20 protein-coding genes and 1 other annotated feature are annotated in these 19,120 nt (G+C 39.4%); of the genes, 1 reads left to right on the top strand and 19 read right to left on the bottom strand.

The window, feature by feature from the left end:
- Positions 1-39 precede the first annotated feature (39 nt).
- From HMPREF9186_RS10780 to HMPREF9186_RS10755, 6 genes are all read right to left on the bottom strand, one after another.
- Positions 40-507 (bottom strand): deoxycytidylate deaminase, encoded by a 468-nt coding sequence (locus HMPREF9186_RS10780; protein WP_009732694.1) that lies wholly within the window; start codon positions 505-507, stop codon positions 40-42.
- A gap of 129 nt (positions 508-636) precedes the next feature.
- Positions 637-996, bottom strand: a complete 360-nt coding sequence (gene rplT, locus HMPREF9186_RS10775; protein WP_000124834.1) for a 50S ribosomal protein L20 — start codon at positions 994-996, stop codon at positions 637-639.
- A 49-nt stretch (positions 997-1,045) separates the two neighbouring features.
- Entirely contained in the window at positions 1,046-1,246 is a 201-nt protein-coding gene (rpmI, locus tag HMPREF9186_RS10770) for a 50S ribosomal protein L35 (protein WP_001125942.1), read from the bottom strand.
- 33 nt (positions 1,247-1,279) lie between these two features.
- Positions 1,280-1,810, bottom strand: coding sequence for a translation initiation factor IF-3 (gene infC / locus HMPREF9186_RS10765; protein ID WP_006597373.1), 531 nt, complete (start codon positions 1,808-1,810; stop codon positions 1,280-1,282).
- A 15-nt stretch (positions 1,811-1,825) separates the two neighbouring features.
- Positions 1,826-1,956, bottom strand: a sequence feature (ribosomal protein L20 leader region).
- A 20-nt stretch (positions 1,957-1,976) separates the two neighbouring features.
- Entirely contained in the window at positions 1,977-2,660 is a 684-nt protein-coding gene (cmk, locus tag HMPREF9186_RS10760) for a (d)CMP kinase (RefSeq protein WP_009732693.1), read from the bottom strand.
- Between the two features lie 14 nt (positions 2,661-2,674).
- Complete coding sequence (locus tag HMPREF9186_RS10755; protein ID WP_009732692.1) at positions 2,675-3,124, bottom strand: SAG1386/EF1546 family surface-associated protein; 450 nt, start codon at positions 3,122-3,124, stop codon at positions 2,675-2,677.
- Between the two features lie 45 nt (positions 3,125-3,169).
- Between HMPREF9186_RS10755 and HMPREF9186_RS10750 the strand changes: the two genes are divergently transcribed.
- The gene (locus HMPREF9186_RS10750) at positions 3,170-3,367 is read left to right on the top strand and encodes a ferredoxin (RefSeq protein WP_037614222.1); all 198 of its coding nucleotides are present in this window, start codon (positions 3,170-3,172) and stop codon (positions 3,365-3,367) included.
- Positions 3,368-3,377: 10 nt separating this feature from the next.
- Here HMPREF9186_RS10750 and HMPREF9186_RS10745 read toward each other — a convergent pair whose 3' ends face one another.
- The 13 genes from HMPREF9186_RS10745 to HMPREF9186_RS10690 all read right to left on the bottom strand — a co-directional run bounded on the left by HMPREF9186_RS10745 (position 3,378) and on the right by HMPREF9186_RS10690 (position 19,115).
- On the bottom strand, positions 3,378-3,854 hold the full coding sequence (locus tag HMPREF9186_RS10745; RefSeq protein WP_009732691.1) for an EbsA family protein: 477 nt from the start codon (positions 3,852-3,854) through the stop codon (positions 3,378-3,380).
- A gap of 94 nt (positions 3,855-3,948) precedes the next feature.
- Entirely contained in the window at positions 3,949-6,474 is a 2,526-nt protein-coding gene (locus HMPREF9186_RS10740) for an LTA synthase family protein (protein WP_009732690.1), read from the bottom strand.
- Positions 6,474-8,222: a rhamnan synthesis F family protein gene (locus tag HMPREF9186_RS10735; protein ID WP_009732689.1), complete on the bottom strand. Its 1,749-nt coding sequence runs from the start codon at positions 8,220-8,222 to the stop codon at positions 6,474-6,476. The genes HMPREF9186_RS10740 and HMPREF9186_RS10735 overlap by 1 nt, the downstream gene beginning before the upstream one ends.
- 1 nt (position 8,223) lies before the next feature.
- Positions 8,224-9,573, bottom strand: a complete 1,350-nt coding sequence (locus HMPREF9186_RS10730; RefSeq protein ID WP_009732688.1) for a glycosyltransferase family 2 protein — start codon at positions 9,571-9,573, stop codon at positions 8,224-8,226.
- A 12-nt stretch (positions 9,574-9,585) separates the two neighbouring features.
- Positions 9,586-10,809 carry an ABC transporter ATP-binding protein gene (locus HMPREF9186_RS10725; RefSeq protein WP_009732687.1) on the bottom strand — a complete coding sequence of 408 codons (1,224 nt, stop codon included), beginning with the start codon at positions 10,807-10,809 and terminating at the stop codon, positions 9,586-9,588.
- Positions 10,809-11,615 (bottom strand): ABC transporter permease, encoded by an 807-nt coding sequence (locus HMPREF9186_RS10720; protein ID WP_009732686.1) that lies wholly within the window; start codon positions 11,613-11,615, stop codon positions 10,809-10,811. Before HMPREF9186_RS10720 ends, HMPREF9186_RS10725 begins: the two co-directional genes overlap by 1 nt.
- Positions 11,615-12,556 carry a glycosyltransferase family 2 protein gene (locus HMPREF9186_RS10715; RefSeq protein WP_009732685.1) on the bottom strand — a complete coding sequence of 314 codons (942 nt, stop codon included), beginning with the start codon at positions 12,554-12,556 and terminating at the stop codon, positions 11,615-11,617. The genes HMPREF9186_RS10720 and HMPREF9186_RS10715 overlap by 1 nt, the downstream gene beginning before the upstream one ends.
- Complete coding sequence (gene cps2T, locus HMPREF9186_RS10710) at positions 12,553-13,701, bottom strand: beta 1-4 rhamnosyltransferase Cps2T (RefSeq protein ID WP_009732684.1); 1,149 nt, start codon at positions 13,699-13,701, stop codon at positions 12,553-12,555. Before cps2T ends, HMPREF9186_RS10715 begins: the two co-directional genes overlap by 4 nt.
- A 106-nt stretch (positions 13,702-13,807) precedes the next feature.
- On the bottom strand, positions 13,808-14,659 hold the full coding sequence (gene rfbD, locus HMPREF9186_RS10705) for a dTDP-4-dehydrorhamnose reductase (protein ID WP_009732683.1): 852 nt from the start codon (positions 14,657-14,659) through the stop codon (positions 13,808-13,810).
- Between the two features lie 65 nt (positions 14,660-14,724).
- Entirely contained in the window at positions 14,725-15,294 is a 570-nt protein-coding gene (locus tag HMPREF9186_RS10995) for a hypothetical protein (protein WP_009732682.1), read from the bottom strand.
- 65 nt (positions 15,295-15,359) lie between these two features.
- On the bottom strand, positions 15,360-16,625 hold the full coding sequence (locus tag HMPREF9186_RS10700) for a hypothetical protein (RefSeq protein ID WP_009732681.1): 1,266 nt from the start codon (positions 16,623-16,625) through the stop codon (positions 15,360-15,362).
- Positions 16,622-17,551 carry a glycosyltransferase family 2 protein gene (locus tag HMPREF9186_RS10695; RefSeq protein ID WP_009732680.1) on the bottom strand — a complete coding sequence of 310 codons (930 nt, stop codon included), beginning with the start codon at positions 17,549-17,551 and terminating at the stop codon, positions 16,622-16,624. Before HMPREF9186_RS10695 ends, HMPREF9186_RS10700 begins: the two co-directional genes overlap by 4 nt.
- A gap of 82 nt (positions 17,552-17,633) precedes the next feature.
- Positions 17,634-19,115, bottom strand: a complete 1,482-nt coding sequence (locus HMPREF9186_RS10690) for a DUF2142 domain-containing protein (protein WP_232198448.1) — start codon at positions 19,113-19,115, stop codon at positions 17,634-17,636.
- Positions 19,116-19,120 lie beyond the last annotated feature (5 nt).

Genomic DNA, 19,120 nt, shown 5'->3' with positions numbered 1-19,120 from the left:
AGATTGCTGACATATCATGAAATAGACGGGAAAACTTCCTTAAATAAAATCTGCCTCTGCAATAGCTGCTTTGACCACTGCCAATGGGAGGTGAACCAGTTCCACTTCCTTTTCACGGTAGAGATACTGCGCATAGTCATCGATGCGGTATTGATGGATATAAACCACCCGCTTGCAACCAACTTGAAGCAACTGCTTGGTACAATTCAGGCAGGGAAAGTGAGTCACATAGGCTGTGAACCCTTTAGGAATCCCCCGCTCAGCTCCCTGTAAAATAGCGTTGACTTCCGCATGGAGGGTTCGGACACAGTGCCCTTCCACCATGAGACAGTCATGATCCAAGCAATGCTCTGTACCAGAGACAGAGCCATTGTAGCCCGTCGCAACCACCTTATGATCCTTGACCAATACAGCACCCACTTTAGCTCGATTACAGGTTGCTCGATTTGATATTAACAAAGCCTGTGCAGCAAAATATTCATCCCAGGCTAACCGTTTGTGTCTCACAGTCTTTTCCTCCTTCAAAAACCTTCTAATTTTTTTCATTATAGCACGAAATTGGGTGAAATAAAAGAAGTCTTTGTCACAGCCGATTCCTTCACTCAAAAAAGAGACCCAAATGGATCTCTTTATCAATTATTTACCAAGTTTTGCTTTTGCTGCGTCTGCAAGAGCTGTGAAAGCTGCTGCATCGTTAACAGCCAAGTCAGCAAGCATTTTACGGTTAACTTCGATCTCAGCCAATTTCAAACCATGCATCAATTGTGAGTATGAAAGTCCGTTCATACGAGCTGCCGCATTGATACGTGTGATCCACAATTTACGGAAGTCACGTTTCTTTTGACGACGGTCACGGTATGCATAGTAGTAAGAGTTCATTACTTGTTCTTTTGCAGTACGGAACAAGATGTGTTTAGCTCCATAGTAACCTTTAGCTAATTTAAGAATACGTTTACGACGTTTGCGTGATACAACGCCACCTTTAACACGTGCCATTTATATTTCCTCCAATATTTCCTAGAATTCTTTACTTACAAATACGCGATTATTTCAAGCGAGTAAGCATTGCTTTGATACGTTTGAAATCTCCTGAATGCACCATAGATGCTTTACGAAGATGACGACGTTGTTTCTTAGTTTTTCCGTGGAAACGGTGAGAAGTGTAAGCACGGAAACGTTTAAGTCCACCAGAACCTGTACGTTTGAAACGTTTAGCTGATGCGCGGTGTGTTTTTTGTTTTGGCATGATATTTTCTCCTTTTTTTAACTTTCTGACAGATTATTTCTTGTCAGTTGCTGGTGCCAACTGCATGAACATTTGACGACCATCCATTTTAGCACGTTGTTCGATGATAGCAATATCTTGAGTTGCTTCAGCGAAGTCGGCTAAAACTTTTGCCCCAATCTCTTTATGGGTGATCATACGACCCTTAAAGCGAATGGAAACCTTCACTTTGTTCCCTTTTTCAAGGAACTTGCGAGCATTGCGAAGTTTCGTATCGAAATCACCCTTGTCAATAACTGGGCTCAAACGAACTTCTTTCACGGTCACAACGCTTTGTTTTTTGCGCTGTTCTTTTTGTTTCTTCTGGTACTCAAATTTGAACTTACCGTAGTCCATAATTTTCGCAACAGGAGGTTTAGCTTGAGGTTGAATGAGAACCAAGTCCACATTAGCGTCGTCCGCAAGTGCTTGCGCTTCACCAAGTGGTTTGATACCCAATTGTTCGCCCTCAAGACCGATTAAGCGAACTTCACGTACACGAATTTCATCATTGATGAATAAGTCTTGCTTTGCTATGGTTTTCACCTCTTTTTTTATTTTAGAGAAAAACAAGAGCGGACTTGCTAACGCAAACCCGCACTACATGATTATAGTTCATTTCTGAAACTTGATCCGTAGGGGCCAGACAACGTTAGTCGCAAGGCGAGAAGTTCTCACTTCTGCTTTTCTCAACTTTTATATGATATCAAGTTTATGATGGATTGTCAAGGATTTTTTTTGCTTTTTCTTCAATAAATGCAACCACGTCTGCAATTCCGACACCCGTAGTGTCAAAATGAATGGCATCTGCTGCTGGTTTCAATGGGGAAACGGCACGGTGACTGTCTTTGTAATCACGCTCAGCAATTTCTTTCTTCAGCAATTCAAGATCTGCTGTGATCCCCTTCTCCAGATTTTCCTTGTAGCGACGTTCTGCACGTTCTTCTACAGAAGCTACTAAGAAGATCTTCAACTCTGCATCTGGCAAGACAACCGTTCCAATATCTCGCCCATCCATGACAATCCCACCTTGGGCTGCAATCTGTTGTTGCTGGGCCACCAAGCGCTCACGCACAGGAGCCAAGGCAGATACCCACGAGACATTATTGGTCACTTCATTGTCACGAATTGGATGAGTCACATCGACATCAGCTACGAAGACTAATTGCAGGCCGTCTTCAGAGCGTCCAAAACTGACAGGGTATTGGTTCAGTAGATCAACCAACTGGTCAACATCAGCTTCAGTCAGTTCATTCCGAAGAGCTAGATAGGTCGCTGCTCGATACATCGCACCCGTATCGAGATAGGTGTAACCTAGGTCTTTAGCAATGATCTTTGCAACTGTTGATTTTCCGCTAGAAGCCGGCCCATCAATGGCAATTTGAATCTGTTTCATGCTGCGCTCAACTCCTACTGAATCTTAACGACATCACCAGGATTGGCATACCATGATCCTGTAGACATGTGAGATGGATTTAATTGTTCCAATTGTGCAATGGAAATACCAGCACGCGCAGCGATAGCTGCTTCGCCTTCACCTGCTTGAACAGTGATCGTACCTTCCTCAGATTCTTCGTCTGTTGAACTTTCTTCTTCTGTTTTTGCAGTTTGTGCAGGTGCTGATGATTTCTGTTCGACCTTGGTTTCTCCATTGTAGAAGCCAGACATTTGTTTGGATTTGTTGCTACCCCCTGTCGAAAGGAAAATCAACAAGCAGACCATCGCCACTACTACTACAAAGAAAATAATCGCTAAAATCGTCAACAGACGATCTGCCTTAATGCCGTTTAACTTACTTGTACGTTTCAATGTTTCTTCTCCATCATCATAAATATCTTCTTCCCATGGTTCTTTTGCCATGACTTCCTCCTTGTTTTTTCTCGTAAAAATCATTACAATAGAAGTATGAAAGTTACGTTAATTCCAGATCGTTGCATCGCCTGCGGTCTCTGTCAGACCTATTCTGAATTATTCGATTACCATGACAATGGCATCGTCAAATTTGCTGAAGAGGACGACCTCCTTGAAAAGGAAGTTCCTGTCACAAACGATGTTCTCGAGGCCATCAAAGAATGCCCCACTCATGCTCTCTTAAAAGATTAAGAGAGCTTTTTTATTTATCTGCATAATACATCTCGTAATAATCCACATGGATAAAGTTGTCCGTCAAGACCACTTCTCCTTTGAAAGATGAATTTAAGGCAAGTGCATTGATAAAGTATTTTTTCGGCCATTTGCGCATGCAGAAAGTCCGACTACGCGAACCATCATTAAAAATGAGCTTGATCGACTTCTTATTCACTTCTATCTTTTCAATCGAGTCAATCTTCACCCTGATTGGAGTAAAAGGATTGGCTGTAATAATCCGTAAGATCCCATCCTCATAGATGGTGAAGTAGCGATGGACCCCAATCGCAAGCAAGACCATAAATAAAAAGAAGGAAAACAAAACTAGCGTTGGCACACTAGAGCTCTCATACATCAAAGCCAGTCCAATAAAGACCGGAATCACTGCAATGGACCAATAGGTCACAAGAATTGATAGGTCCGGCTGCCAATGATAATGGACCTTTCCAAATATCTTAATCATGAGCATACCCCCATCTAATAGTTTAGCATAAAAAACAAAAAAAAGGGAGCCAGACAGCCAAAATCACAAAGATTTTTAACTGCTAGCGCTCCTTTTATTTGGATTTATTGGTTGGGACTTTAAAGAAGTCTTTAGAAAGGTAACCTTTCCCACTAATCAGGTCATATTCAACCATTTTTAAATCATCCGCAATCTCTAAGGCTTCTCCTTCTAAAGCCTTTTTATCGACACTTGCTTTTTTCAAAACTTCAGTCAACAAAGCATAATAAGGTGAAACTTTTGAATTAGTCTGTTCAAAGACCATAGCAGAGAAATCGCTTGAATTAACCAAAGGATAATTTAACTTCGGTGCATCAAAATTACTCCAAATGAAATAGTCTGTCTGGTACTGACCTTCTGGGTTGTTCTTAAAGGCTGACTCCGGATAGAGCCCCGGCAAGTGATCTCCATAGAATACCACTGTAATTTTCTTATCTATTTTAGAAAGACTTTCCAGGAAGGATTGGGTAGCGGTGTCTGTTTGAGCAAGCAAACGACTATAGAAAGTCAGTTTTGAATTTTCTTCGTCACTAAATCCTTTACCTTTTGCATCCAGAGTTTCTGGATTGGCTTCTAACCACGGGGTGTGGTTTTGCATGGTCATCACTGAAAAGAATTGTCCGGTTTTATCATTTAAGTTGTCTAAAACAATATTATAGGTGGATTCGTCACTCGGACTAATCCCTTCTATTCTATATTTGATTCCTTTTGTATCGGTCGTAATGAAATCTTTGAAATCCAAGCGGGAATAGACGATATCCCGTGAATAATTCGATTTACCTGCCAAGTGAACAGCAATCTTATTCTGTTTTGAGTAGGTATTACTGATAGAAGGAACATCATGAATTTTAGGAAGGACTTCCGTATACAAGACCGAAACTGTTTGGGATAAATTGTAGAAAGGTAATCCAGTCAGAGTCTGGAACTCCATATTTGCAGTTCCGCCCCCATAACCATCCGATTGCATTTGCCCACTCGTATGTGTCTTCATGATGTTCTCAATATTGGGGATCGGATTCTGCGTCAGTTCTACTCCCTCGACTTTTCTAGGGTCAGAAAAACTCTCACTCAGAATATAGATGACAGTTTGATCGTTTAAGTAGTTGCTTCTCTCCTTATTCAACACATTTGACAAGTTGGTATATTTTTGAGCTATTTTTTCAAGACGTTCTTTTGAGTAGCCTTCCGGTTTTGGAACCACCTCCGTCGTTAATTGATTCATCCAAACATAGGACAAGCCCTTATAACGAGCATTGGTCGTATTTCCTAACCAGTTAATATCTTGGTAATTGTTGAGTGTACTAATAATTGGTACTTGGGCCTTGATCTTCCCGTTTTCTTTATCACTAAATACCCCATTGACACCCTTAAAACAAAGGAGCATCAAGACAATCCCTCCAACTTGAATTTTCCAGGAGGAAATAATTCGTCCCTTAAAGAAGTATTTCTTCCCAACAATCAGGATACAAAGAAGAAAAACCACTAATAAAAAGATATAAAATAGTTGCGCCTTGTCAATAAAGCTTAAAAGCGTCATTGGTTTGGTCAACCAGGTTAAATCACTCGGTAAAACAGGTTCATTCCGCATTCCAAACTTAATAGAATTTGCGACCACAAAAGCTATGGAAACAATGGAAATGAGACAGGTAGCGATCCAATATTGATTTATACACAGATAAACAAGGATGAAGCTCGCTGTCAGGATCAGGATCTGAAATAAGATGGCATCGGGAATTGTGAAATGAACTCCTAAGAATGGTTCTGTTCGCCCTAAACTGAATTGAATGAAGTAATTCAATACAATTGCAATGGTGGTACTAGTGAAGAACACCAAAGAAAAGCTCGGTTTGTTCTTGACTAAATCTCGTTGGCCTTTGGTATATAAAAATCCAAACAAGGAAATCAACGGGAATAGAATGTATAAGAATTCGTTGGTTAACCAGAATTGCTGAGCTGAGTATTTACCGATTTCTAAGGACTTATACAAAAAATTATCTGTCCTATAAATAAGGGTGGAAAAATTTTTGTCTGTTACAATAAAGGTAATTAAAAGTTGTGACAAGACTAGATACTGGTAGTTCTCTCCAATCTCTTCTTCTCCTTTTTTCCTAGTAGGTAACTTATCATAATGCTGGCGTAATAAAACCAGGCCACCTGTTAGAACAAAGAGGAGGAAAATAACAAGAAAGGAGTCTGTTCTAAAAAATGGATTCTTAGCAAAATTCCAAACCTTGTATTTGGGATTATTCAGGTAGATCGTTATTTCCGTCAAATAAGACAGTGTATTGTAGACCAAATAACTGACAATCAGTTTTAAAGGGAACCACTTTTTAAAATTAAACTGAGACAATATGGGAATCAGTAGCAGAAAACTAATTCCAAATAGAAGTCCTAAAGAATTAACATACTGAAGAACCGTTCCAGTCGCTTTATTGTGGACCGCAAGATTATTTTGGGCCAGATAAAAATTAAAAAGGGAAAACAGAACGAAAGTAACCCCATAATACCACTGGGTTTTCGAAACTTTTGATAAAGCTGAAAAAATAAATTCTTTAAAATTAAACTCTTTTTTCCGTTTCATTATTTCACTTTCTTAATGATTCTTTTCACTATATATTTCACAGCTCTGGCTGGCCCAATCACGATATACTTCAAGGCTCCTTTAATTCCACCGATTTGATTAAAGTCCACGAAGGTATGTGGTTGGAGATCCTCCCGATTGTTCAACTGCTTATTATCGATAAATGGTGTGAGAACATGTGGGTTTTGGGAGATCCTAAAGTCATACTTTTGATCCCAAGCAATATAGACCAACAAACGTTCGATCGCATGAAGAATTGAATTCTGTGGTAAGGGTTCAGCTGGTACATCTGCTGCTGTCAAATTCAAATCAAAGAGTGGTTTCAAAGCATCGTATTTAAACCAAACAAAGGTCCCATAACTCATAACAAAAGTATTGAGATTTTTGAAATCAATTGTCTTGGTAGCATTCATCTGTTCCCAGAGCTTGTTCATCTCTGGTGAAATGAGGGCTTCATTCCAGGCAACGACTATTCGATTGTAACGGAAGAAGGTTGGAATATCGGCGATGGTGATTCCGACTTTTGGATTGGCCTCCATATTACCAAGGATTTGATCCGCTGGCTTCACCAGCATCTCAATCAATTCTTTGCGCCAAGATTCACCCGCCCAAAAATCTGCTTCTTTGGATTTCTTGGTATGAAAATGGCCGACATAATCATAGTGAGAGAGTTCCTCTTTTAAGAGGAGCATTGGTAACACATCTCGTCCAATGTTTCCAGTAACCACTACCGTCGCATCTTGTGCTCGATTGGAAAGAATTTGCTCAATAGCCTGCTTCTTCTCTTCTACATCCGTCGTGATCCACAAATCGTAAGAGAACTGAAAGGCTTGAAAAGCATCTAGAAATTCTTCCAAGAGGTCCACATAAAAGACATGGAGATGAACCGCAACTTTTTTACCGAAATCTCCAGCCAATTCTTGGTTTTTCAAGTACTTACGCGATAACAAATACGGATAGTCCGGACGATCAATCATAGACATGTGGTTGAGAATCAAATCTAATGGATAGTCTGATATACGTTCTAATTCGTCAAAAATGTAAGGCATGATTCCTTCATTGTTGGCAATGGTTTTGACTTTGATAAAAGGAACCTTATGATTGAGAATCGCTGTAGGATTGTAGTATGAAAAGTCCGGATAGAGCATCCCTGTTGTGTCTTCATGGATGGTATCAAAAACAGTTTTATAGCGAAAACCAGCATCCAAGAAATTCGTTGTGACCTTGGTTTCATAGTTATCAATCACATCTTGAACATTGGTGAAGTCTTGAACCCCCTGCCAAAATTCTAGAAAGGCGCTTGATGTCAGCACCTGTTTTTTAAAATTGAGATAATAACTTTGAATATGCTCGTTAAAATCCTTGTCTTTCCGGTAATTGGTCATCCCCCAGAAATCCACTTCAGCATCATTTTCGAACTGTTGATAGATTGGTTCTAGATCCCAAAGAGGTCCAAAGCAGGTATCATTCATGAGGGTAACCGAATCAAAATGAGCCAGATGGTCAAAGCCGACCGTCTGCATTCCATCCCGCCAAGCAGCGAAGTCAAAGCCACTATTCTGACGTTCTAGAATATCATCCACCAACTGTTGGGAAGACAAATGATCCTTCACATCGTCTGGTAGCTGACTATTAGAGATAAAGACCACCCGCGAATACAAGGGGCGAATTTTTTCTAATTGGTAGAGTACATGCCCACTGATAAAATTAAACTTATTGTAGTGAACATATAAAAGTAAACGTTGCATATTATTTCCTTATTCTTAAGAATTTCAAGATCTTTGTTGGAATGGTCCAACGTCTGGATGTGATAACGGAGTTATATGCTGCTTTCGTAGCTTGTAACTCTGCCTCAAGATTTTTCAATCTACTTTGACAATCTAACATTTCAGCAGTGAAAACTTTTCCAATATAATCCGGTGCAGAGGGATTATCTATAGAAATCATTTTATAGCTCAGTTGATACACACCTTCTTCTTTAACTTCATAGATCAACTGAGGATCCGGTTCACTATACAAATACAAATGATCAACAACAACGCCGTTACTATAAACAGCTGAGCAAACCTTTCCGTCAGAATCTCTCAATTCAACATCAGAGTAATAACTTGGACTTTCAGACAGATCAACTCGGATAACAGAAGTTCCCTTCGGAATTTCGATTGCCAGACTATCTTCTTTTTGAAGAAGTTTGGTCAGGGTACGATCTTCCGAATAGGTATTTTCCTCATCACCATAATAAATCGTGACAGATTCCATACCAATAGGTGAAAGGGAATCGGTCGGTTTGGATAGATGAATCTCATAGGTATTATTACGTTCTAAGAGAATCTTCGTCATCTCTTTAAAATCGGCATTTGGATACCTATCGAGATAGTCCAGCTGTGTTTGCAACAACTTATGGAAACGTCGTTCCAATTGTCTGAAATCACGAGGACGAGAATCGGACCCTTGGTTAATGGTATAAGCAACTGTTGCTTCATCCAGATAGGCTAATGAAGTTCGTTGAAAGAGCTCCAGTTGTAGATTGAAGGTATCGTCTGATGTCGTTAGATCTAACTCTTGATTGACTTCTAGCATCAGATCTCTATCTACTAGCCATGTAGAGGCCATGGTAAAGCCTCTAGTCGCAAGCATTTTTTCGTAGGTATCTGCTAATGGAATCGTATGATTAGTAAAGCCAGCCTTAGAAACAAAATTGCCATGCTCATCATAGATATCAAAATCAGTATTGGACCATTTGCAGTCTGGCTTACTGGCCAATAAGTTTACTTGCTTCTGAAGTTTTAAAGGATCTATCCAAAAATCATCTCCGTCACAGCGAGCAATGTAGTACCCACGCGCTTCTTTACAGATAGCTACCCAGGTTTTGGCGATTCCCTGATTTTCATCCTGATAAAAAGCACGAATCAGATTAGGGTAGTTTTCTTGATAGTCCTGAATAATAGAGCGAGATCCATCGCTTGAGGCGTCGTCCACCAAGATAATCTCAATAGCAAACTCTGTTTGTTGCGCTAGGAAGCTATCGATTGTCTTCTTAAGCCAGGGTTCTTTATTAAAAACTGTACAAATAATCGAAACAAAAGGCGTCGTTTCCATATCTCCCTCAGTCTAGTCAGTCATTGACCATGTTCCATTACGTTGGATTAAGCCACTTGCCGCATCCATTGCTGATTTATCATCCAAAGCTATATCATCTCGATTGATAAAGATTAGTGGGGTTTGCGTAGCATCTGAAAAGGCCAGCATCTGTCCTTCGGCATCCCGTACTGTCACTTCTAATTTCATTTTCAAGTCATTCACTGCTGGAAGGGAACAAGTGTAGTGAACCGTTTTATGTCCAGCCCCACTCATCAGCTGATCCATCGAATTATCATTGTAGATCCAAATATTCCGATCGATATCTGTTAAAGACAGTGCGATATAGGTCTGGATATCTTCAAGTACATCAAAATCAATTTGGAAGTGAATAGGATCTTGGGGGCGTAACTTGTTCGAACTTAACAACTGAAGCTGAAAATTTTCAACCAAGACATTTTCTTCCTGGTTGGAATTACCTACTCCATTAGCCTCTCCTCCCTGTTGCAAAGGAGATGTATTATCAAAACTGTACTGATTGGCAACATTTTCTGGACTTCCTAAAGCCTTCACCAAGCCATTTTCAATCAAAACAGCCTTGTTACAATATTTCTTGACGGCTCCCATATCATGGGTAACCAAGATAGTGGTTTTTCCTGATTTCTTGCGTTCTTGGAAGTAATCATTACACTTACGCTGGAAGGCCTCATCTCCTACTGCTAGGACCTCGTCCAAAATCAAGATATCGCCTTGGGCCTTAATGGCAACCGAAAAGGCTAGACGAACCTGCATCCCTGATGAGTAGTTCTTGAGCTTCTGGTTCATGAAGTCATGCAACTCGGCAAAGTCTACGATGTCATCATACATGGCATCAATTTCAGCTGTTGAGAAGCCCAGCATAGCTCCATTCATGTAGACATTTTCACGACCTGTCAATTCTGGGTTAAAGCCCACTCCAAGCTCAATAAAGGAGACCAGTTTCCCATCGATAGTGACGGTGCCTTTTTCTGGCACATAGATTTCAGAAATGATTTTCAAGAGAGTAGATTTTCCAGAACCATTTCTTCCGAGGATCCCGAAAAAGTCACCTTTTTCTACCTCAAAAGAAATATCCTTGAGAACGTGTTGTTCTTTATAGCCTTTGATTCCTTTGAAGCGATTGACCAGGGCAGTTCGAAGACTATTGGTTGCCTCTGTTGGCAACTTAAAGTACTTGCTGACATGGTCTACTTTTACTGCAATTTCTTTATCTGTCATTAGAGAATCTCCGCAAATTTCTTAGCATGTTTGTTAAAGTAAGCAAAGCCAGCAACAAAAATAAGAATTGGTAAAACATAAGGAATCAAAACCAAGAACTTATTTTCCACCAAAAGCCAGACAGGGGTGTTGGCCTTATCAATCAAGAAGTAACGCATGTCTTGGATGATTTGAGCCAAGGGATTCATCATGACCAACTTAGCGGCCCATGGATTGCGGTCTGCGATAAAGGTAATCGGATAAATAATTGGCGTCGCATATAGGCCTGCTTGCAAAAGTACTTCCCAGACTTGTCCAAGATCGCGGAAACGAACAAAAAATGTCGCTAAGATCAATGCACATCCTGTCGCCATCAAGAACAACTCAAAGAACAACGGAATCACCATCAAAGCTGTCCAAGAAAATGTCACCCCATTAAAGAATGAAAAAATCAAGACCACCACAAGGTTAATAACAAAGTTGATGGCTGCTCCTGAAATTGCAGACAAGACAATGATGTGTTTGGAGAAGTTCAACTTCCGTAACAGGTCGCCTCGACTAACGATCGACACCATCCCCATGGAGGTCGCTTCTGAGAAGAAGCCCCAGATTACATTGGCCAACAAGAGGGCAACTGGGAAATGGGGTACATCTCCACCCAAGCGTAAAAATCGGATGAAGACAATATACATAATACTAAAGGTCATCAAGGGCTTTAAAATCGACCAAAGATAACCAATTGCTGATCCTTGGTAGCGTAATTTAAAGTCTGTTTTAATTAACTCTCGTAATAAAATTCGATTTTTCTGACTAAAAACGTCAAACATTATTTTTTACCTCGATATGCAAACTTTGTCAGAATCAAGCTAGTAAACACAAGAGTGTGGAAGGCTCGGTTCTTACGGTAACCATACTGACGAATCCGTCTCAAACGTTCTCTTAGCGGTACGTCCATGATGGTCACAAAGTTTTCAATAATTTCTTTATTTCGGGGACTGACTGGCAGATCCAATAAATTTTTTGCTTGTTCTTGACTGGACTCGATGAGATTCCAATATTTGGCAAAAAGAATATGAGGGCGAACCCAGTTTTTAACCCGTTTTCTAAGGGTACGAGCCCCAAGAACGTTGCTACTGTGCTGACGGTACAATTCTGTCGGCTGATCAATATAAATGAGCTTTCCAAAGCTAGCTGCCAACAATGCTAGGTACCAATCATGCATGAGAAGCGCATGCTTTTCTTGACCTGTCCATAAGTCAGCCAGGGCATGATTAATCATGGCTACTCCGCCAGTTACCGTATTCTCCGTCAACTCTTGAATCAGTTCCGTATTGGCATGATCAGACTGGGTGCGAATCATACTTTCGTGCTGCACATTCAAGTTTTCATCAACCACTTTTAAATCCGTGTAGGCCAGCAAAGGCACTTCCTGAGGATGCTTGGCTGCTGCTTCCACTTGTAGGGCAATCTTTTCAGGAAGCCAGACATCATCTTGGTCACTAAAACAATAAAGATCAGCCTTTTCATATTTTAAGAGTGTGTGAAAACTCTTGATAACACCGAGATTTTCGATAGCTTCTTGGTTGATAAAGCGAATGCGCTCATCCTGGGCTACCAACTCTTGAATGATCTCCACCGTACCATCTGTCGACCCATCATCTCGGATCAAGAGTTGCCAATCCTGATAAGTCTGGTCTTGGATACTTTTGACCTGCTCTTTTAGATACTGTTCACCATTATAGGTGGACAACAAGATATTTACTTTCATGATAAGAATAATTCCTCGTATTCACCTACAATTTTTTCCCAGGTAAAGTTTTGCTTCATATTGTCCTTGGCTAATTGACCCCATTTAGATACATCTTCTAAAGAATCAACCTGGTTGATCAAATGCGCCAAATTCCCATTTTCTTTGGTCCAATATTGGGCTGTGTCCTTTGCAACCGTTTGGTTAAAGGAAACACCTAAAACCAAATTGAGATCCGTCTGCGCAAGAGCCTCTAGGAGACCTGGATTGGTTCCACCCACTTCATGACCATGGATATAGGCAAAGGCTTCTTTACGGATATACTTCAAGAGGTCTTGGTCATAAACCGTTCCTACAAACTTAATACGAGGATCCTGATCAAAGCCTGTTCGAGTTCGAAGCTCTTCAAAATAGGGATTGCCTTCATGGTTACAAATGATCACCAAATCCCGATTGGTAGAAGAGGCCATAAATTCACGAATGGCAGTCTCGTAATTATTTTCTGGAACAAAGCGACCCAAGATCAAATAATAGTTTTTCTCTTGTGTCTGCCACTTGTGATAGAGTTCTCTGACCTTCCTATCCTGACTAGTCAAGCTGGTCGGAGATAAGTCCGTCCCATAGGCAATATAGGTCGTCTTGGACCAAGGGTAGGCTTCCTTGATATAGGACTCAATACCAGGGTTGTCAGAAATTACCAAATCCGCATGGCGCGTCATGATCTTTTCAGAATACTTGAGATAGGCTTGAATCGGTTTGGACCACTTGGCCCTCTTCCACTCCAGTCCATCTGGATTGATATAGAATTTCCCACCCATCTTATGAATCTTACGCGCAAAGGGTGCTACGAAGGCCCCGATTGTATTGCCCAAAACATAAAAAATCGGCTGTGCAATTCCTTGCTCCTTGATGACCTTCAAGGCATAGCTGATGGCCATCATATCATAGGCAATGACCCGTGCAGGTCCAAGCTTCGGTGCTTTAATCGTAAAACAATCGACACCCTTATAATCAAAATGATGATAGGCTTGATCATTAGAAAGGCAAGCAACATGGTACTGAATATCTGTAGACACTTGATGCGAGACTATTTGGTCCACAAAAGTCTCAAAACCGCCGTACTGAGCCGGAAGCCCACGACTTCCGATAATAAAAACGTGTTGCATAATATTCCCTTTCTAACAATTTACAGTCTATTCAATTATACCATTTTCTAGGCTTTTTGCCTAATGCAAACGGAAAAGCGACCCTTGAGGTCGCTTCAAATTTCTCTTATTTCACTTCTTGTTTGTAAAACTCTTTCAAGGCATCTTGCCAAGTTGGAATAACGAATCCTGTAGCTTTCGCTTTTGCCAAGCTCATCGTTGAGTTAAGCGGACGTTTTGCCTTAGCAGGGAATTGGCTGGAATCAACTGGCTTCACTTCTACATCCGTATCTTTGAGGATCTCAACTGCAAAGTCATACCAAGTTGTATCTTCTTTTGCATCGTTAGACAAGTGGTAATAACCATATTCTTTACGATTTTCAGCCAAATAAGTCATGAACTCAGCAAGAGTACGTGTCCAGGTTGGACGACCATGTTGGTCGTTGACGACTGTAAGTGTTTTGTGAGTCTTGGCAAGGTTTTGCATGGTGAAGACAAAGTTCTTACCGTAGTTCCCGAAGACCCAAGCTGTACGGATGATATAGAAGTTAGACACATACTTCTCAACTAATTCTTCTCCCATACGTTTGGTACGACCGTACTCTGTTTGAGGATCTGGTTGATCGTCTACTTCCCATTCTTGTCCCACTGGTTTTTTCCCATCAAAAACGTAGTCGGTTGAGATATAGACCAAGGTTGCATCGTGCTTTTCAGATGCCTTTGCTACATTTTCAGTACCAGTCACGTTGATGGCATAGTCCAACTCTTTTCCTTCATCTTCAGCAGCATCAACAGCTGTGTAGGCAGCACAGTGGTAGACTAGGGTTGGTTTTACTTCCGCAAATACCTCGTCTACTTTTTCTGCATTTGTGATATCCATTTCAGCTACATCAACAGCTACATATTCTTCATTTCGTTCATCTAACAAATGGCGAAGCTCCGTTCCAAGTTGCCCATTTGCACCTGTAATTAAAATCATGGTAAATTCCTTTCAAATGCTTTTTCCCTATCATTATAGCAAAAAAAGCAGAAGTTTTCTGCTTTTTAGGATGGGAAGTGCTCCTTATTTTTTGAATACTTCTGTTTAAAAATGAAGAACACTAGTATCCAAGAGATCCATTCTATTATAAAACCAAGATACTGTATAAATGTCTTGTGATAAGAAACTTTTACATGACCAGAATTTCTAATAGATAAATAAATTTTACCATCATTTAAAACTTTTTCTGAAACAGTTGGTCTCCGAGCTTTTTTATTTTCTTTTAATTCCGATTCGGTAAAAACACGCTGTTTCAGCACAGGTTGAGATCCTTCAGCCCCCCTAGAATATTCTGCGCGATATCCTTTGTACCATATCATTGGTATAGAAATAGTTGTTTCCTTTTTATCATCAGGAACCTTTATATCAAATTCTAAAAGATTGTATCTCTTTTTAATAGTTGATATTTTTACACCCTTAGCTGTTTGAAATTCTGTAAATTGTGGTAAGCGTATCTCTTGGTTATTAATATCAAGATTATAATATTCATCACCTACAGGATCGATATATTTTGATTTATCACCTTTATAAACCGATTTTAGTAATTTTTCATTCTTTTTATTATCCTCACGCATCTGTTTGTAATTTTTTGAAGAGGAATTAAATTGAGGAACTACATGATTGAAATAAAAAGATAAACTCAAGATACATAAGACGATCGAGAAAAACCATTTCTATTTGTAACAGCAAGAAAGAATAGGAACAACAGGGGAATGAAAAACAATAGGCGCCCTGAATACTGCATACTCCCTAAAAAACTGTATTTCAATATGGAATTCCAAGGCAGCAGACTCGTTGCAGAAAAATATAAGATCCAACAAGTCCAAAATATAGTTTTACTTAAACTTCCTAGATGGCGATAAAATAAGATTACCATCATACTCGCATAGAATAGGCCGTCTCGTACGAATTGATGGATCGGCCACTCTAATGGTGTGAAAGGTTTATAAAAACCATATCGATCTGCTTGAAATGGAAAAGGAACTAAAAAAGTATCTTTCACATTGACAGGAAAATTTCTCGCTGTCCATGTAAAGAAAAATTTTTGTGATGAAACCTGTTCCAGATATTGAAAAATGTATCCTGCTGACAAACATAAGGCAAACAAGATTGAAAATACAAAAGAGATAATCTTTTCAAGTGTGAGCCTTTTATAATTTAATAACAATAATACCGCAGAAAAAATTGCTAATATAATAGTTGATAAAATATGGGTTTGAATTAAAAGTGCTACTACGATCCCCAAATAGAGAGGGTTCTTTTTATTTAAGTAGAGCACACGATAAATAGAATATATAAGAATTGGGACTAGCGGCACTACCATGGTCATTCCAAAACCAAATAAAGTATAATAACACGGTATTGTCAATGCCACTACTAAGCCAGTCATCTTATTATTTACTATTTTCGAAACAACAATATAACTTGTTAGGCTTGTACAAAGAGTGATCAGGAAGGCAAAAATACTATAAGCAAAATTTCCATCGTTCGTCATCATATAAACGATGGCTGACGGATAAAACTGCCAATTGCCATAAAACATGGGAGAAGCATATCCTGTACCAAATGCAAATAAAAAATTCAGATTGGGAAGGATATCCCAATGTTCAATAGACTCCGCTAAGCCGACAATGCGTGATAAATGAAACACATAGTCATATGAGCGACTTTGAAAATTGATCAGATTGAAAGATACAAATGTAAAAATGAGCGCATAGGAAGTTAAAAATAAATAGATCAACTTATTACTAATTTGGTTGAAAACCTCTATAAGCCGGTCAATATGACTACGGATCCCTTTTACCATATCCAACTGATTGATTTTATCAAGGAGACGATCAATTTCCTTGTAAAATCTATCTATCTTTTGCTTAACAGCAAGAATCATACTTAGGATATTGTTCATTCTTCACTTTTCTCTTTGATGACATAAATTGGACGTTTCTTGGTTTCCATGAAGATCTTACCGATATATTTACCTAAAATGCCGATGGTTAGTAATTGGAACCCTCCTAGGAAAAGAATCACTGTCATGAGGGATGGCCATCCAGAAGTAGGATCTCCAAACACTAAGGTCCGGATTACGATCAGAATCACCATGATAAAGGCCAAGATCCAAGATAAAAGTCCACCAATAAAGGCAATATTTAGTGGGGCATCCGAGAAATTAACAATCCCTTCAATCGAGTATTTAAAGAGGGACCAAAAATTCCAAGACGTCTCTCCTGCCACGCGCTCTACATTTTTATATTCGAGGTATTCTGTCTCAAATCCAACCCAGGCGAAAATTCCCTTAGAAAATCGATTGTACTCAGATAGTTCAAGTATGGCATTGACCATAGGACGGCGCATCAAACGGAAATCACGCGCCCCGTCGACCATTTCCACTTGGCTAATATGATTGATCAATTTATAAAACATCCGTGCAAAGAAAGAGCGAATCGGTGGTTCCCCATCACGGGTTACGCGTCTCGTTCCGACACAGTCTAAATCCGGCTCTTCCTCCAACTTCTGCTTCATTTCGATCAATAGTTCTGGAGGATCCTGTAGATCCACGTCCATGACTGTTACATAATGACCTGTGGCATGTTGGAGACCAGCATAAAGAGCTGCTTCCTTCCCAAAGTTCCGTGAAAAGGAAAGATAGTGCACATTCGAATCTGTAACATGTAGCTTACGTAGAACAGATAGCGTCCTGTCTGACGAACCATCATTTATAAAAATATATTCAAACTTTTCTCCCATCTCTATCCGAACACGTTCCATTTCCCTATAAAATAACGGAATTGATTCTTCTTCATTAAAACATGGGACTACAACTGATAGTGTCATATCTTACTCCTTGACTTATTCACTCTCTATTGTAACAAAAAACTAGGGTTTCCCCTAGTAATAACTTATTTTAGTCTTTCAATTATACAACAGCATATAAAACAGAGATTGTTTGTAGTATAGTTAAACCTATAATAATGAGACTACTTTCTACTACAAAATGATCCGTGAACTTTTGTTCATCTGAAATTCTTTGCTTAAACAAACTGCAAATAACTGGTAGAGACAGAGCGACAACTCCTAAATAGTATCTACCTTGAACTCCTAAAACTTCAAAATTTCCAACTGGTGTCCAGGTTAAATACAAGGTTAAAGAGATTAACCCAACAATCGCAAAAGAAACCAAACTTGCTCCTACTACTGATACTTTTGGAAGTTTGATCTTCCCAAAATTTGAAAAAGTAATCAAGCTATATAGAGCATAAATTGGAATAAGAACCTCTGACATGGATAAATCCAACCAACCAAAGGTATAGAGCTGATTTAAATGACTGACTGATAATAACATCTCCTTCAAAATCACTGGAAGATACCAATGAGGTTTTGAAATGATGCTACTAATTTGGCCTTTTACATCTGCGCCCTCCAGTTTAAAGTTCTCAATTCGAACTTGCTGGGTAAGAACGTACCAAAAAATCGTAAAGACAAAGACTGCGATAATCAAGGCGAGAGAGATGAGATAGTAGTTTTTACACTTCGTTTTCTTTCTCGGTATAAAGAGCAATAGTCCTACTAGCAAGACATAAGGAAGTTTCATTGTAACAAGGATGATACAAAGCAAAGCATACAGCAATAAATCCTTGATGCTAACAACTTTTTCATCATCTGTTACATAGTTCAAGAACAATCCAATAATGAGGTAGGTAAACCCTAATGCTACACTATCTTGATTGTATGAAGCAGCAAGTACCAGATTCATTGGAAACATCGCAACCATTGTCATCAACTGCTTCGCTTTTCCACTTAATTTAATGGCAATAAGAGCTAAAATACAGTAAGCGATCACATTAAAAATTCGACCTAAGTAATAGGAGACTCCTACACTCAAGTTCAAAAATTTTCCAATCCCGAATCCAAGAGCCTGAGGAATGTAACCAATAAACCAATATGAGTTTGTTGCCCTGTAATCAGTTTCTTTACCAAACTTCACTTGTTTGGTCGTCTGTTTTTCTTCAAACAAAGAAGATTTGGTAAACGGCTTTTTGAAGTTCTTATATACATCAAAGTAATCTTCCGTAATATGGATATTTTTATTTCCCATATTGACGTCACCTTCAACAATATGAATGGTTCTTGATAGGTGAACTTGTTCATCGGGCGTATTCAAAACAGGTGTAATGAAAGCAAAGGAAAGACCGCCAATAAGCATAGCAATGAAGGTCCCAACATTTCTCTTGGGTAAAAGAAAAATGAAAACAGCAAATGCAACAAATACCACTATACCAATTTTAGGAAAGTCCACTAAGCGCTTTGTATAAATGACTGTCATACAAAAGGCCAGAAGCATGAAAGCCACTACATACTTCTTATTCCGCTCAAAACTATCAACAAATAACCTCATCATTTACT

This window comes from Streptococcus sp. F0442 (genome assembly GCF_000314795.2).
Lineage (GTDB): Bacteria > Bacillota > Bacilli > Lactobacillales > Streptococcaceae > Streptococcus.
Note: the sequence above shows the minus strand (reverse complement) of the source record. Positions and strands in the feature narration are given on the sequence as shown.

Coding starts and splice junctions, on each gene's coding strand:
- HMPREF9186_RS10745 (WP_009732691.1), bottom strand. CDS start 3,854: ATGATTAAGATATTTGGAAAGGTCCATTATCATTGGCAGCCGGACCTA.
- rfbD (WP_009732683.1), bottom strand. CDS start 14,659: ATGATTTTAATTACAGGTGCAAATGGGCAACTTGGAACGGAGCTTCGC.
- HMPREF9186_RS10690 (WP_232198448.1), bottom strand. CDS start 19,115: ATGATGAGGTTATTTGTTGATAGTTTTGAGCGGAATAAGAAGTATGTA.
- HMPREF9186_RS10730 (WP_009732688.1), bottom strand. CDS start 9,573: ATGGAAACGACGCCTTTTGTTTCGATTATTTGTACAGTTTTTAATAAA.
- cps2T (WP_009732684.1), bottom strand. CDS start 13,701: ATGCAACACGTTTTTATTATCGGAAGTCGTGGGCTTCCGGCTCAGTAC.
- HMPREF9186_RS10720 (WP_009732686.1), bottom strand. CDS start 11,615: ATGTTTGACGTTTTTAGTCAGAAAAATCGAATTTTATTACGAGAGTTA.
- HMPREF9186_RS10695 (WP_009732680.1), bottom strand. CDS start 17,551: ATGACACTATCAGTTGTAGTCCCATGTTTTAATGAAGAAGAATCAATT.
- HMPREF9186_RS10725 (WP_009732687.1), bottom strand. CDS start 10,809: ATGACAGATAAAGAAATTGCAGTAAAAGTAGACCATGTCAGCAAGTAC.
- HMPREF9186_RS10750 (WP_037614222.1), top strand. CDS start 3,170: ATGAAAGTTACGTTAATTCCAGATCGTTGCATCGCCTGCGGTCTCTGT.
- HMPREF9186_RS10755 (WP_009732692.1), bottom strand. CDS start 3,124: ATGGCAAAAGAACCATGGGAAGAAGATATTTATGATGATGGAGAAGAA.
- HMPREF9186_RS10715 (WP_009732685.1), bottom strand. CDS start 12,556: ATGAAAGTAAATATCTTGTTGTCCACCTATAATGGTGAACAGTATCTA.
- HMPREF9186_RS10735 (WP_009732689.1), bottom strand. CDS start 8,222: ATGCAACGTTTACTTTTATATGTTCACTACAATAAGTTTAATTTTATC.
- HMPREF9186_RS10700 (WP_009732681.1), bottom strand. CDS start 16,625: ATGAACAATATCCTAAGTATGATTCTTGCTGTTAAGCAAAAGATAGAT.
- cmk (WP_009732693.1), bottom strand. CDS start 2,660: ATGAAACAGATTCAAATTGCCATTGATGGGCCGGCTTCTAGCGGAAAA.
- rplT (WP_000124834.1), bottom strand. CDS start 996: ATGGCACGTGTTAAAGGTGGCGTTGTATCACGCAAACGTCGTAAACGT.
- HMPREF9186_RS10740 (WP_009732690.1), bottom strand. CDS start 6,474: ATGAAACGGAAAAAAGAGTTTAATTTTAAAGAATTTATTTTTTCAGCT.
- rpmI (WP_001125942.1), bottom strand. CDS start 1,246: ATGCCAAAACAAAAAACACACCGCGCATCAGCTAAACGTTTCAAACGT.
- HMPREF9186_RS10995 (WP_009732682.1), bottom strand. CDS start 15,294: ATGCGTGAGGATAATAAAAAGAATGAAAAATTACTAAAATCGGTTTAT.